Here is a 13,395-nt window from a genome sequence, read left to right on the forward strand (position 1 = left end):
CGGAAAGTCTCTGCTGAAAAGACAGAGACTGTCAGAACGTAATTTTTCTGCCACCTACGGTGACACCTTTCGACTGACCATCGGGACCATACAGTCCACCATGACGAGGCTTCAGTATATTGATGGCTTCGTTGGTATATACAATATGCCTGCTAAGCAAAATGCCGTTGTGCTTATTCTGGTTATTCAGACGTTTGGTTAATTCCTGAACTTGCTGCCAGTAAGCAGACAGCGTTTCAACACTGTCATAAGGTGCCTGCAACTTAAGCGTAAATTCAGTTTCATGACGTCGAGCTTCTACATGTCGCATGGTCGCCAGTAAAGAGGTTTTCTTCTCTGTCACCTGTTGCAGAGCGATGCTATTAATATGTCCTGCGCAAAGCAACGTCTGCTCTTCAGACATAACCGCATCAAGCTCGTGCAGGTTACTCAGCAATTGTTCCAGAATCGATTGCAGATTTTCCATAAATATTAGTTACCTGCTAGAAAATCCTGTGTTTCTTTCAGCAACGCATCTGCAATTTTTCCGGCATCAATTTTCAGTGAGCCATCACGAATTGCCTGCTTCAAGGTTTCAACGCGGTTCATGTCGATGTCCTGCGTACCTGGTTGCATCAATTTTGCCTGTGCGTCACTCAGCTTTACCTGTGTCGCGCTGACTTCAGACTGAACTTCAGCCTGTTTGCGTTTGGTTTTCGCGATATCACCAGACTCGCGTTGCTGAACTTGACTGACCGGCTTCAGTGATTGGGTGCGATCAATACTCATAATACATCCCTCTAATTTGAGGATAAATAGTTAATCATCAATGTGTTACAGAATTCGTATCACATTGTTGTTCAATTTTAAAACGTCATCAGTAATGACTCTGTAACTATCATCGGCAAACATGAGCAAATCTTTAATTAATTACTGTGAGATCAGAATAATCCCATCTTCGTTCGTAACTCCGCTGACGATTTGCCCATTTCCCGTTCTGACCCTGACGGCCTGACCGGCTGCGGCATTATTCATGGCTTTTCCTTCACCATTAATAGTGAAGCCTTCTCCTTGGGCAATAATCTGCACCGATTGACCTGCTTTAACGACCCAGGCCCGTCTGATCATGGAGGCAGTAATCACTTGACCGGGGGTGAGATCGCGTAAAAGTACCGCGCCCTGAGCGCCTTGTAACGTCAGTATAGGGCGCGATGGTAATAAATCGAGCCTACCTTTTGTCAAACGAATGTCTTTTTCCGTCAGCGTTGCCCCTCTATTCACCAGCCGTGAGCTGGTGACATAGTTCCCTGTTACCTGAACGTCGGTTTGAATGAAGCGACGTTGTTGTCCACAGCGTACGGACAGGCTCACATTGCCCCACATTTTCGTATTCCCAGGCAATGTAATTTGGGGCGCTTCGCACTGTGGCCACTGCGATTCTGGCGATTTTATCACAACGTTGACGGTATTCGTGCTTCCCTGAAAACGTGAGGCAAAAAATTGGTTTATCTGTGTCGGAAGGTCGTTGGCATTAGCAGAGGCACATAGGGTGAAAAAACAGGACGTTGCCAGGCAGAGATAATAATGTATTGTTTTCATTCGATTTCAGCTCTCCTGATTCTGATAATGTCGGGCATAAGTGTAACCATGTCAGCGTAAGGTTAAGGCAATAAATAGCGCTGCATTTGGTGTCTATTCGTCCGATGGCATAGCTATAATGAGAATTATCCTACTCACTCCAAATTCTAACTTGCGGAGGGAGCATGCTTGATAAACTAAACGCCTCGTTGCGGTTTCAGCAGGAAGCGTTGAACTTGCGTGCCCAGCGGCAGGAAATTCTGGCCGCGAATATTGCTAATGCGGATACGCCGGGCTATCAGGCCAGGGATATTGATTTTGCCAGCCAGCTCAGTAAAACCATGGAGCAAGGGCGGGTGAACGGTACGGGTATTGCGCTGAAAACCACATCTGTACGGCATATACCGGCACAGAATTTTCAGCCGCCGGAACTCGATTTGCTCTATCGCGTACCCGATCAGCCTGCATTGGATGGTAATACGGTCGATATGGACCGCGAACGCACTAATTTTGCCGATAATAGCCTGAAATATCAAACCAGCCTGACCGTTCTGGGTGGACAGATTAAAGGCATGATGTCGGTCTTGCAATCAGGTTCATGATCGTAGCGCGATAAAAGGTAAAGATTCATGTCGTTATTAAATATATTCGAAATTTCAGGTTCAGCGCTTTCAGCGCAATCTCAGCGCCTGAATGTGAGTGCGAGTAACCTTGCCAATGCAGACAGCGTAACGGGCCCTGATGGCGAACCTTATCGTGCCAAGCAAGTTGTGTTCGAAGTGAATGCGGCACCGGGGCAGTCAACTGGCGGCGTGCGCGTTGCTAATGTTATTGAAGACCCATCGCCAGCACGTCTGGTTTACGAGCCGGGTAACCCGCTGGCGGATGGACAGGGGTACGTTCGCATGCCGAATGTTAACCCAGTGGCTGAAATGGTAAACACCATTTCTGCATCACGCAGTTATCAGGCAAATGTCGAAGTCTTGAATACGACAAAATCGATGATGCTGAAGACGTTAACGATCGGGCAATAATCGGGAGACGAAATAATGTCTGTGACCATTAATGATACTTCCTCGGCGGGTAGCGTCCAGGGAACATCGTCTACAACAGTAGAAAAGAATAGTAGCGCCGATCTTCAAAACCAATTTCTGACTCTTCTGGTTGCACAGTTGAAGAATCAGGATCCGACGAACCCGATGAGCAACGATCAGCTTGTCAGCCAGCTTGCTCAGCTCAATACGGTTAGCGGTATTGAAAAATTGAATACCACATTGGGTTCTATTTCTGGTCAGATCAATAACAACCAATCTATGCAGGCAACAACGCTGATTGGTCATAGTGTAATGGTTCCAGGCAAGGACATTCTCGTTGGTAAAGAAACGAGTACCCCCTTCGGTCTGGAGTTGGAAAAAGCAGCGGAAGTGGTCACTGTCACGATTAATGATGCAACTGGTAAAGCGGTTCGTACCGTTGAATTGGGCGCGCTTTCTGCTGGAGTTCATTCCTTTGATTGGGACACTAAACTTTCCGATGGCACGGTTGCGCCGGATGGTGCTTATACCTTCACTGTTGCTGCCAGCACGAGCGGTGCACAGCAAGTTGTGCAGCCATTGAGCTATGCGGTTGTAAATAGTGTTGTTCGCGATGATAGCGGTGCATTGCTGGATTTAGGTCTGCGTGGCAGAGCGACGATGGACGACGTCAGGCAGATTCTGTAACAGAATAAATTTCATATTATTCCAGTCAGTTTTATCACTTGGAATATGACTTAATCAATTCATCTGGAGAACGACATGGGTTTTTCTCAGGCGGTCAGTGGCTTAAACGCGGCATCTAATAACCTGGATGTTATCGGTAATAACATTGCTAACTCAGCTACAGTCGGGTTTAAATCCGGTACTGTGACATTTGCTGATATGTTTGCAGGTTCTAAAGTGGGTATGGGGGTAAAGGTTGCGTCGGTATTGCAGGATTTCGGCAATGGTACGGTAACGTCCTCTTCTCGTGACTTGGATGTGGCGATCAGCGGTGGTGGTTTTTACCGTCTGCAAGATACCAACGGCTCCATCTATTACAGCCGTAATGGTCAATTTATGCTGAATGGCCGTAATATCGTTAATGCTCAGGGTATGCAACTTACTGGTTATCCGGTCGCGGGCACGCCTCCCGTTGTTCAAACGGGTGCTGACCCCGTTCCGTTGACTGTCCCTGATGGGGATATGCTGGCGAGTCAAACCACGACTGCATCAATTATTGCCAACCTGAAGTCTTCTGATAGTGTACCAACCACGGCTTGGAGTACAACGACTGCTGGTCAGGAAGGCACGTATAACAGTAAAACTGCATTGACTACCTATGATAGCCAAGGGAATGTGCACAACTTTTCTCTCTATTTTGTCAAAACAGCAGATAATCTGTGGAATGTGTATGCAAAAGACGACAGCGTCTCTAACTCTAGCTATCAAGAAGCGGGAACGTTGAAGTTTGATACTAATGGTGCGTTGCTTGGTCAGACGGACGGATTTTCAACAGCCGCCTATGCATCTATTCCAAATACGATCACGCCAATGAATCTCGATCTGGCATCGGTGAATGGTTCACTTGCCAGTAGCTTCAATTTTAATTTGACGGGCAGTGTTCAGCAAAACACGGAATATAGCTATAAGAGCCCAACCCAGAATGGTTATACCCCTGGTTCATTGACCGGTTTTGCCATCAACGATGACGGTACCATTGAAGGCAGCTACAGTAACGGTCAGAAACAATCCCTGGGACAGATTCTCTTGGCCGGTTTTGCTAACCCAGAAGGGTTATCACCTGAAGGGGACAACGCGTGGTCTGAAACTGCCAGCTCTGGTCAGGCGGTTGTTGGTTTAGCCGGTACAGGTAGTCTGGGTAAGCTGATCGGTAAATCCACCGAGAGTTCGAACGTTGACCTGAGTAAAGAACTGGTCAACATGATTGTAGCGCAGCGTAACTACCAGTCGAATGCGCAAACTATCAAAACGCAGGATTCCATTCTGCAAACGCTGGTTAGCCTGCGTTAATTATCCTAACGGGGACATTGCATGGATCACGCGATTTATACAGCAATGGGCGGCGCGAGTCAGTCATTGGAAAAGCAGGCGATTACTGCGAACAACTTGGCTAACGCCTCAACGCCGGGTTTCCGGGCACAGCTTTCTGCACTGCGTGCTGTGCCGGTAAATGGGCTGACATTGCCTACCCGAACGCTGGTTGTTGCTTCAACGCCTGGTGCTGATATGACTGAAGGCGTGATGAATTATACGGGTCGTGCAATGGATGTCGCTTTACCGAAAGAAAGTTGGCTAGCAGTGCAAACGGCTAACGGCGGTGAAGCGTACACCCGTAATGGTAATATGGAGATCAATGCTAATGGGCAGTTGACTATTCAAGGGCGTGTTGTAATGGGCGACGGTGGGCCGATTGACATACCTCCGCAGGCTCAGATCAGTATTTCTCCTGATGGTACGATTTCTGCTCTTAATGCAGGAGATCCGCCGAATACGATTGCCCAATTGGGGCGCTTAAAGCTCGTTAAGGCTACCGGACAAGAAGTTGAGCGGTCTGATGACGGTCTGTTCCGTTTGACGCAACAGGCTCAGCAACAACGTGGGAATGTCCTGCAAAATGACCCCACCGTGCGTATTATGCCAGGTGTGATCGAAGGCAGTAACGTGAACACAGTCGATACTATGGTCGATATGATTGCCAATGCTCGTCGCTTTGAAATGCAGATGAAAGTCATCAGCAGCGTCGACGATAATGCACAACGCGCTAATCAGATATTAGCAATGGGTTAAGCGCCGAGTGCGCACAGGAGTGAATAAATGATCCGTTCTTTGTGGATTGCAAAAACCGGCTTGAATGCTCAGCAAACCAATATGGACGTTATTTCCAATAACTTGGCAAACGTCAGCACCAATGGTTTTAAGCGTCAGCGTGCGGTATTTGAAGACTTGATGTATCAAACAATTCGTCAGCCCGGCGCTCAGTCTTCAGAGCAAACCATGCTACCGTCCGGTTTGCAGTTAGGTACGGGTGTTCGTCCGGTATCAACAGAACGTATTCATACGCAAGGTACGTTTTCCGAGACGGGTAACTCTAAGGACGTTGCGATTAAAGGTCAGGGATTCTTTCAGGTTCAGTTGCCTGACGGTACAACGGCTTACACGCGTGACGGTGCGTTCCAGCTTGATGGTAACGGCCAGTTAGTGACATCCAGTGGTTATCAGGTTCAGCCAGCGATTACCGTTCCTGCCAATGCGACTGAACTTAATATTGGTCGTGATGGTATCGTCAGCGTTAAATTGCAAGGGCAGGCGGCAACAAACCAGATTGGTCAGTTGACGCTGACAACCTTTATTAACGATAGCGGCCTTGAGAGTATGGGTGAAAACCTGTATCTGGAAACCGCAAGCTCTGGTGCGCCGAATGAGACAAACCCAGGTCTGAATGGTGCAGGTCTGCTGTATCAGAAATATGTCGAAACCTCCAACGTTAACGTGGCTGAGGAATTGGTATCGATGATTCAGACTCAGCGTGCTTACGAAATCAACAGTAAAGCGATCTCTTCTTCTGACCAGATGTTGCAGAAGCTGACCCAACTGTAATGGGGAACCCGCTAATGTCAGGCGCGAGAGCGGGGATTCTGGTGGCCTGATGTTGGCAGTATAGACAGCGTTAACGGGGTAATGATGACCATAAGCACCAGGCCGATGGGGTTTTATGGTTCTGATTTACCCCGTGAATATGTGAAATAGATTAATTTAAGGCGATATCCGCAGTGATAATGAATGCAAAGTCGGTTATCAAACCACTCCGCCGACCCCTTCTGGTGGCATTGATCGCAATGGTAGCACTTAGCGGTTGCGCCTACATTCCGCATGATAAAGTTGTCACTGGGCCTACGACTGCCCAGCCTGCATCGCCAGTATTAGCCGGTCCCAATGGTTCTATTTTCCAAACCGTGCAGCCGATGAACTATGGCTATCAACCGATGTTTGAGGATCGTCGCCCGCGTAATGTTGGTGACACCTTGACGATCGTGTTGCAGGAGAATGTCAGCGCCAGTAAAAGCTCGTCTGCTAACGCTAGTCGAGATGGTTCGTCCACGTTTGGTCTGACGGCAACGCCGCGTTATCTGGAAGGGCCCCTTGGCAATAACCGAGCGGCTCTGAACGCGACCGGAACAAACGAATTTGCTGGTCAGGGTGGCGCCAATGCCAATAACACGTTCAGCGGCACTATTACGGTCACTGTGGGCCAAGTGTTGGCTAATGGCAACTTACAGGTTGTTGGTGAAAAACAAATTGCCATTAATCAGGGAACTGAGTTTATCCGCTTCTCAGGGGTCGTTAATCCGAGAACCATTAGTGGCAACAACTCGGTGCCATCAACTCAGGTTGCGGACGCGCGTATTGAATATGTCGGTAATGGCTATATTAACGAAGCGCAAAACATGGGCTGGTTACAACGGTTCTTCCTCAATGTTTCTCCGTTCTAAGCTTAAGAGGCCTGCCATGCGGATTGCATCATTTTTCACTGTACTGTTGACATTACTGGCGCTGAATATTGCCCCTGCATCGGCAGAGAGAATTCGCGATCTGGTGAATATTCAGGGCGTACGTGGTAACGCGTTGATCGGTTACGGTTTAGTTGTTGGTCTGGATGGTTCTGGTGACCAGACCATGCAGACGCCATTTACCACGCAAAGTTTAACTAACATGCTTTCCCAGCTAGGGATTACTGTTCCAGCCGGCACCAATATGCAGTTGAAAAACGTAGCTGCGGTAATGGTAACGGCTGAACTTCCGGCTTTCGGCAGAGCTGGCCAGAATATTGATGTCGTCGTGTCTTCACTCGGTAATGCGAAGAGCCTGCGTGGCGGGACGCTGCTAATGACCCCACTAAAAGGGGTGGATAATCAGGTGTATGCGCTGGCTCAGGGTAACGTTTTAGTTGGTGGCGCTGGCGCTTCTGCTGGTGGCAGCAGCGTTCAGGTTAACCAGCTTGCTGGTGGCCGTATCAGCAACGGTGCCGTGATTGAAAGGGAGTTGCCAAGCACATTTGGTACGTCGAACACCATCATGTTGCAACTGAAGAACGACGATTTTTCAATGGCGCAGAAGGTGAGTGACGCGATCAACCGTTCTGGATACGGTGGTACAGCGAGCCCGCTGGATTCACGGACTATCCAGGTGCTTGCCCCACATGGTAATAGTTCTCAGGTTCGCTTTTTGGCCGATGTCCAGAATATTGAGGTCAACGTCGGTATTCAGGACGCCAAAGTTATCATCAATTCTCGTACCGGTTCTGTCGTGATGAACCGTGATGTCACGCTGGATAGCTGCGCTATCGCTCAGGGCAACCTTTCTGTGACGATCAATCAGCAGGCTAACGTTAGTCAGCCTAATACTCCTTTTGGTGGCGGTCAGACGGTGGTCACACCGCAAACAGAGATCTCGGTTCAGCAAGCGGGCGGTGCTTTACAGCGCGTCAATTCCAGCGCCAATCTCAACAACGTTGTGCGTGCGCTGAATTCTCTGGGAGCGACGCCGATGGAGCTGATGTCTATTCTGCAGGCGATGCAAAGTGCGGGCTGCTTGCGAGCTAAACTGGAAATTATCTGATGAGTGATATACAGACGCTGAATAATGCGGCCTATGATGCGCAATCACTGAATACCTTGAAACGCGAAGTTTCAGGTAACCCTCAAAGTAAAGAGGGTATCAGGGCAGTGGCGCAACAAATGGAAGGCGTGTTTGTCCAATTGATGATGAAAAGCATGCGTTCTGCGATTCCGCAGGACGGGCTATTCAACAGCGATCAGACGCGTCTGTATACCTCAATGTATGACCAGCAAATTGCCCAGGAGATTTCAACGAAGGGAAAAGGACTGGGACTTGCAGATGTCATGGTTGAGCAATTGACCCGGCAGTCCCCTGACGCTGCGGCAGCTAAAGCAACCGTTCCTTCTGTTCCCTTAACGTTCGATGGTGATGTGCTTAAAACCATGCCAACTGCGGCAGTGGAGCAAATGGTGCGCAAAGCGCTGCCCAGACTGCCCACTACGGGGTCAGCCTTGCCGTTATCCAATAGTAACTTTGTGTCACAGATTTCCTTGCCAGCGCAGATTGCCAGCCAGCACAGCGGCATCCCCCATCATCTTATTATTGCTCAGGCCGCGCTTGAGTCTGGTTGGGGACAGCGTGAAATTCCTACTGAAGATGGGCGACCAAGCCACAACCTTTTTGGTATCAAGGCTGGTAGCAGTTGGAATGGGCCGACAACGGAGATCACCACGACAGAGTATGAGCAGGGCGTGGCTAAAAAAGTAAAAGCCAGTTTCAGGGTATACGATTCCTACATTGAAGCGATTGGTGACTATGTGAAATTACTCACCAATAATCCACGCTATTCTGCTGTGATGAGCGCAGGAACGGCTGAGCAAGCTGCGCATGCTTTACAAAAAGCGGGCTATGCAACAGATCCGCAATATGCTCAGAAGTTGGTTAACATGATCCAGCAAATGAAGAATTCTGGCGATAAAGTGGTGAAAGCATACACTCATGATTTGAGTCGCCTATTTTGATTTTTTTATTCAAGATTTGCGCTTCCTTACCGATAAAGTAATTAAGTTATGTAGCGTATTTGCTGCTTTCAGCATTTGGTTAATCACATGGGTGACAAGAGCCTGTGTAAAAGGAACAACATCCTATGTCCAATTTAATTTATACCGCGATGAGTGGCTTAAAAGGTGCACAGGTTGCGCTGAGTACCGTGAGTAACAACATTAGTAATCAGGCTGTTACTGGATATAGTCGGCAAAATACAATACTTGAGCAGGCCATTAGCAACAGCACATCGGCTGGGTATATTGGCAACGGTGTTAATGTTGTTAGCGTCAACCGTCAGTACAACGAATTCATCACCAACCAGTTGCGTGCTGCACAAACGACAAGCAGCTCTGTTTCTGCTCACTATGAGCAGATATCCAAAATTGATAACCTGCTGGCTAGCAGCACAACGAGCCTTTCATCAACAATTCAGGATTTCTTTTCTAACTTGCAAAACCTCACCAGTAATTCGGGTGATTCATCTACTCGCCAAACTGTGTTAGGTAAAGCCGAAGGGTTAGTCAACCAATTTAAATCCACCGATAAATATCTGCGTGATATGGACAGCGGTCTGAATACACAGATCCAAAGTATTGTTGGTCAGGTTAATACGTATACCGAACAAATTGCATCGTTAAACAATGAAATCACGAAACTGATGGGAGCAAATAGTGGCACGATGCCTAACGATTTGCTCGATCAACGCGATCTCCTGGTTGACCAACTCAATAAATTGGTGGGGGTCGATGTTACTGTTCAGGATGAGATCGTCTACAACGTTGCATTAAAAAATGGTACGAATTTGGTTCAGTCTGGCAGCAGTAATCAGTTGGTGGCGATAAGCTCTAGTACTGAACCTGCTCGTCTTACTATCGGTTATCAAGACCGGACTGGTGATGTTGTTGCGTTAAATGAAAGTACCTTGACGGGTGGTTCATTAGGTGGATTGCTTTCTTTTCGTACAGATACGCTGGATGAAACGCGCGCTCAGCTAGGGCAGCTAGCGCTGGCATTCGCTGACGCGTTTAATGCTCAACATCAGCAAGGCTATGACCGTGATGGTGTTAAAGGTGGTGATTTCTTCTCTTTTGGTGAAGCTGTCGCTCTGAACGACGCTAAAAATAGCGGCAGTGCCGTGTTAACGCCGTCTTATACCAGTAGCAAAGATGTGTTGGCAACCAACTACTCGATTAAATATGATGGCGCTAACTGGCAAGTTACACGTTTGTCCGATAATTCAAAATTCACTGCGGCTGTGACGACATCAGGTACTCCCGCAGAGAGCAGTCTGAACTTTGATGGCATCAAGATGACCATCACGGGAACACCCGCGACCAATGACAGTTTTTTACTCAAACCTGTCAACGATGTCATCACTGATATGTCTGTAGCGATTTCCGATCCGAATAAGATTGCAGCAGCGTCTGTTAAACTCGATTCTTCAGGTAATGCTGTTGTGGATGCCAGTGGTAATCCTGTATTTGGTGGTGTTAGCGATAATACCAATGCGAAGGCGTTACTCGCTCTACAAAATGAACAACTCGTCGGTGGTAAAGCGAGCATTTCTGGCGCTTATGCCAGTATCGTCGGAGAAATTGGTAACCAGACCAGCACTCTGAAAATAAATAATACGTCGCAGCAAAACGTTGTTAAGCAATTAACGGCAGAACAGCAGTCTGTATCGGGTGTAAACCTTGATGAAGAATACGGCGATTTAATGCGTTACCAACAATATTATATGGCGAATGCTCAGGTTATCAAAACCGCACAATCTATATTTGATGCCCTGTTAGCGGCTCGTAGCTAATTTGACCATTTGAAGAAGAGGAATTAATACCATGCGTTTAAGTACCAGCATGATATATCAGCAAAATATGCAAGGCATTCTGAATGGTCAAGCTACGTGGCAAAAGACAGGTGAACAACTGTCAACGGGTAAGCGTGTTGTAAATCCATCGGATGATCCAATTGCGGCGGCAGGTGCTATCATGCTTGGCCAGGCACAGTCGGAAAATAGCCAGTACACGCTGGCTCGTACCTTTGCTCAACAAAGCATGTCCCTTGAGTCATCTATTTTGGATAAAAGCGTCACAACTGTAACCAGTGCATTGACCGAAGTTATTAAAGGCGGCGGTGTTTTGAGTGATGATGATCGTAAATCGGTCGCGACGTCCCTGCGTGGCATGAAAGCTGAATTACTCAATCTGGCTAATAGTACCGATGGTAATGGTAATTTTATTTTTGCAGGCTATGAAACAGATAGTATGCCTTTTGTTGAAGGTACTGCGGGAATAGAATATGTTGGTGGGAACGAGGCTATTTCACAACGTGTAGATGCTGCGCGTACAATGACAGTGGGTCATATTGGTTCTACCGTGTTTAATGGTTCTACGGGCGATGCTAAAAAAGAGCCTGATGGCAGTATCCAATCGGATCTGTTTGAAACGCTGGATATCGCAATTAACGCGCTTGAGACTCCACTTAGCGATGCCGATGATGCGACAAAGACAAGTGTTGCAGCGGCGATGGAAACGGCTAATCGAGGCTTAAACAACTCGTTGAATAATATCTCATCTGTTAATGCAGTGTTGGGGATTCAGCTCAATGAGATTGATAATCTTAATTCGATTGGTAAGGATCGTGATGTAACAAACAAAACGACACTGTCGCAATTGCAGGATACCGATTGGTATGAGGCAATTTCGTCTTACATCATGCAGCAATCTTCTCTTCAGGCTTCTTATACGGCTTTCCAGAATATGCAGGGAATGTCGTTATTCCAGATAAAATAGTAGCGATAGAATATATTTATCTATTCTACTTTACGGTTTGAATACGCTTAAACCGGGCGTATTTTTTAGGCGTGTCATTCGCTTTATTATATTGAATGACATGCCATTTTTTATTTCCCACCACCCTGAATTTTTTTGTCATTTCCTTTCATACAATACCTGGCTTAGCCCATCCATCAATATTTGCCATTGCTTTCTAAGCACAATTGATCTCAATTACGGCTCTTATCATCATGTGAAAAATGGGGGATACCGAACAAGCGGTGGTAAGCATGTGCTGAACCTGTAGCCGGTCTGGTTTTTGGACTCTACGGGGTTACATTCGATCGGTATTCAAGAACTTGATAGCTGGCTAAGAATATCAGCGAGTAAGTCGAAAACCTCACTGAACAAATGCTCTGCGAATGGTGGAATAAGGGGAAGTAATAACCCTATCGTTATAATTCCGACGGTGAGGGTTATCGGGAAACCTACTACAAATATTGAGAGTTGTGGTGCCATACGGTTAAGCATACCTAATGCCAGGTTGATGGTTAGCAACAGCGTGATGATGGGTAACGCCAACATCAATCCATTAATAAAAATCAGTCCACCAGCCCGTGCAAGAGCAAGAAAGGCATTGCTGTTAATTGGATCGGCACTGATGGGCAGGGTATAGAAGCTATCTGCCAATAACGAAATCAGCCAGAGATGCCCATCAAAGGTCAAAAAGAGTAAAATGGCGAGAATATTCATGAAACGAGCAATGACCGGCATGTTCGGGCCGCCAGTTGGATCAAAGAAGGTTGCAAAGGCGAGCCCCATCTGTAAGCCGATGAGTTCACCTGCATGACGGATCGCGGCAAATGCTAACTGCATTGACAGGCCCAGGGTAACGCCGATGAGAATCTGCTGTATTAGCAACCATACCCCCGCTACTGAAAAGATAGGGGTAGTATTTAACGGTAAATAGGGGGCAACAAGCAGAGTAATTAGTGCACCCAGACCAATTTTCACCCGATTACCAATGGCTCTTTCGTTAAAGACAGGTGCGGTGCTGATCAGTGCAAGGATCCTGACGAATGGCCAGAAAAATTGGCTCACCCAGTTAACCATGTCCCAACTGTTAAACGTCAGCATGTTTACCCAATAATATTAGGTAATTGGCCGAATAGTGTACGCATATAGTCCAGCATAAGGTTTAACATCCAAGGGCCAGCAATCACCAAGGTGAAAAAGACAGTTAGAATCTTAGGGATAAACGACAATGTCATTTCGTTTATTTGAGTGGCGGCTTGTAAAAGACTAATAAACAGCCCGCTGAGCAGGGCGGCTATCAGGGGAGGTGCGGCGAGTGCCAACGCTACTTTCATTGCCTCATAGCCAAGAGCCATGACCGATTCTGGTGTCATAGTCGCATTCCT

16 protein-coding genes are annotated in these 13,395 nt (G+C 47.2%); 11 read left to right on the forward strand and 5 right to left on the reverse strand.

Annotated features, from left to right (window positions below):
• Positions 1 to 31: 31 nt before the first annotated feature.
• The 3 genes from OI69_RS06090 to flgA all read right to left on the reverse strand — a co-directional run bounded on the left by OI69_RS06090 (position 32) and on the right by flgA (position 1,578).
• A complete protein-coding gene (locus OI69_RS06090; protein ID WP_039347418.1) occupies positions 32 to 466 on the reverse strand; it encodes a flagella synthesis protein FlgN in 435 nt (144 codons plus the stop codon).
• A 5-nt stretch (positions 467 to 471) separates the two neighbouring features.
• Positions 472 to 768 carry a flagellar biosynthesis anti-sigma factor FlgM gene (flgM, locus tag OI69_RS06095; protein WP_039347421.1) on the reverse strand — a complete coding sequence of 99 codons (297 nt, stop codon included), beginning with the start codon at positions 766 to 768 and terminating at the stop codon, positions 472 to 474.
• Positions 769 to 909: 141 nt separating this feature from the next.
• Complete coding sequence (gene flgA, locus OI69_RS06100) at positions 910 to 1,578, reverse strand: flagellar basal body P-ring formation chaperone FlgA (protein ID WP_039347424.1); 669 nt, start codon at positions 1,576 to 1,578, stop codon at positions 910 to 912.
• 164 nt (positions 1,579 to 1,742) lie between these two features.
• Between flgA and flgB the strand changes: the two genes are divergently transcribed.
• The 11 genes from flgB (at position 1,743) to flgL (ending at position 11,992) form a co-directional block, all read left to right on the forward strand.
• Positions 1,743 to 2,159 (forward strand): flagellar basal body rod protein FlgB, encoded by a 417-nt coding sequence (gene flgB / locus OI69_RS06105; RefSeq protein ID WP_039347427.1) that lies wholly within the window; start codon positions 1,743 to 1,745, stop codon positions 2,157 to 2,159.
• Positions 2,160 to 2,186: 27 nt separating this feature from the next.
• Complete coding sequence (gene flgC, locus OI69_RS06110; RefSeq protein ID WP_039347429.1) at positions 2,187 to 2,591, forward strand: flagellar basal body rod protein FlgC; 405 nt, start codon at positions 2,187 to 2,189, stop codon at positions 2,589 to 2,591.
• A 15-nt stretch (positions 2,592 to 2,606) separates the two neighbouring features.
• Entirely contained in the window at positions 2,607 to 3,278 is a 672-nt protein-coding gene (flgD, locus tag OI69_RS06115; protein ID WP_039347431.1) for a flagellar hook assembly protein FlgD, read from the forward strand.
• 75 nt (positions 3,279 to 3,353) lie between these two features.
• Positions 3,354 to 4,607 (forward strand): flagellar hook protein FlgE, encoded by a 1,254-nt coding sequence (gene flgE, locus OI69_RS06120; RefSeq protein ID WP_039347434.1) that lies wholly within the window; start codon positions 3,354 to 3,356, stop codon positions 4,605 to 4,607.
• A 21-nt stretch (positions 4,608 to 4,628) separates the two neighbouring features.
• A complete protein-coding gene (locus OI69_RS06125) occupies positions 4,629 to 5,384 on the forward strand; it encodes a flagellar basal body rod protein FlgF (RefSeq protein ID WP_039347437.1) in 756 nt (251 codons plus the stop codon).
• Positions 5,385 to 5,411: 27 nt separating this feature from the next.
• Positions 5,412 to 6,194, forward strand: a complete 783-nt coding sequence (gene flgG / locus OI69_RS06130) for a flagellar basal-body rod protein FlgG (RefSeq protein ID WP_039347440.1) — start codon at positions 5,412 to 5,414, stop codon at positions 6,192 to 6,194.
• Positions 6,195 to 6,373: 179 nt separating this feature from the next.
• Positions 6,374 to 7,087 carry a flagellar basal body L-ring protein FlgH gene (gene flgH, locus OI69_RS06135; RefSeq protein ID WP_039347444.1) on the forward strand — a complete coding sequence of 238 codons (714 nt, stop codon included), beginning with the start codon at positions 6,374 to 6,376 and terminating at the stop codon, positions 7,085 to 7,087.
• A 16-nt stretch (positions 7,088 to 7,103) separates the two neighbouring features.
• Positions 7,104 to 8,213: a flagellar basal body P-ring protein FlgI gene (locus tag OI69_RS06140; protein ID WP_039347447.1), complete on the forward strand. Its 1,110-nt coding sequence runs from the start codon at positions 7,104 to 7,106 to the stop codon at positions 8,211 to 8,213.
• Positions 8,213 to 9,175 (forward strand): flagellar assembly peptidoglycan hydrolase FlgJ, encoded by a 963-nt coding sequence (gene flgJ / locus OI69_RS06145; RefSeq protein WP_039347450.1) that lies wholly within the window; start codon positions 8,213 to 8,215, stop codon positions 9,173 to 9,175. The genes OI69_RS06140 and flgJ overlap by 1 nt, the downstream gene beginning before the upstream one ends.
• 125 nt (positions 9,176 to 9,300) lie before the next feature.
• Positions 9,301 to 11,007, forward strand: coding sequence for a flagellar hook-associated protein FlgK (gene flgK / locus OI69_RS06150; protein WP_039347453.1), 1,707 nt, complete (start codon positions 9,301 to 9,303; stop codon positions 11,005 to 11,007).
• A 31-nt stretch (positions 11,008 to 11,038) separates the two neighbouring features.
• Entirely contained in the window at positions 11,039 to 11,992 is a 954-nt protein-coding gene (gene flgL, locus OI69_RS06155) for a flagellar hook-associated protein FlgL (protein ID WP_039347457.1), read from the forward strand.
• A 333-nt stretch (positions 11,993 to 12,325) separates the two neighbouring features.
• Here the strand turns inward: flgL and fliR are convergent, their stop codons facing one another.
• Together fliR and fliQ are read right to left on the reverse strand one after the other, a co-directional pair.
• The gene (gene fliR / locus OI69_RS06160; protein ID WP_039347460.1) at positions 12,326 to 13,111 is read right to left on the reverse strand and encodes a flagellar biosynthetic protein FliR; all 786 of its coding nucleotides are present in this window, start codon (positions 13,109 to 13,111) and stop codon (positions 12,326 to 12,328) included.
• A 2-nt stretch (positions 13,112 to 13,113) separates the two neighbouring features.
• A complete protein-coding gene (gene fliQ / locus OI69_RS06165) occupies positions 13,114 to 13,383 on the reverse strand; it encodes a flagellar biosynthesis protein FliQ (RefSeq protein ID WP_039347463.1) in 270 nt (89 codons plus the stop codon).
• Positions 13,384 to 13,395 lie beyond the last annotated feature (12 nt).

This window comes from Pectobacterium fontis, from assembly GCF_000803215.1.
Lineage (GTDB): Bacteria > Pseudomonadota > Gammaproteobacteria > Enterobacterales > Enterobacteriaceae > Pectobacterium > Pectobacterium fontis.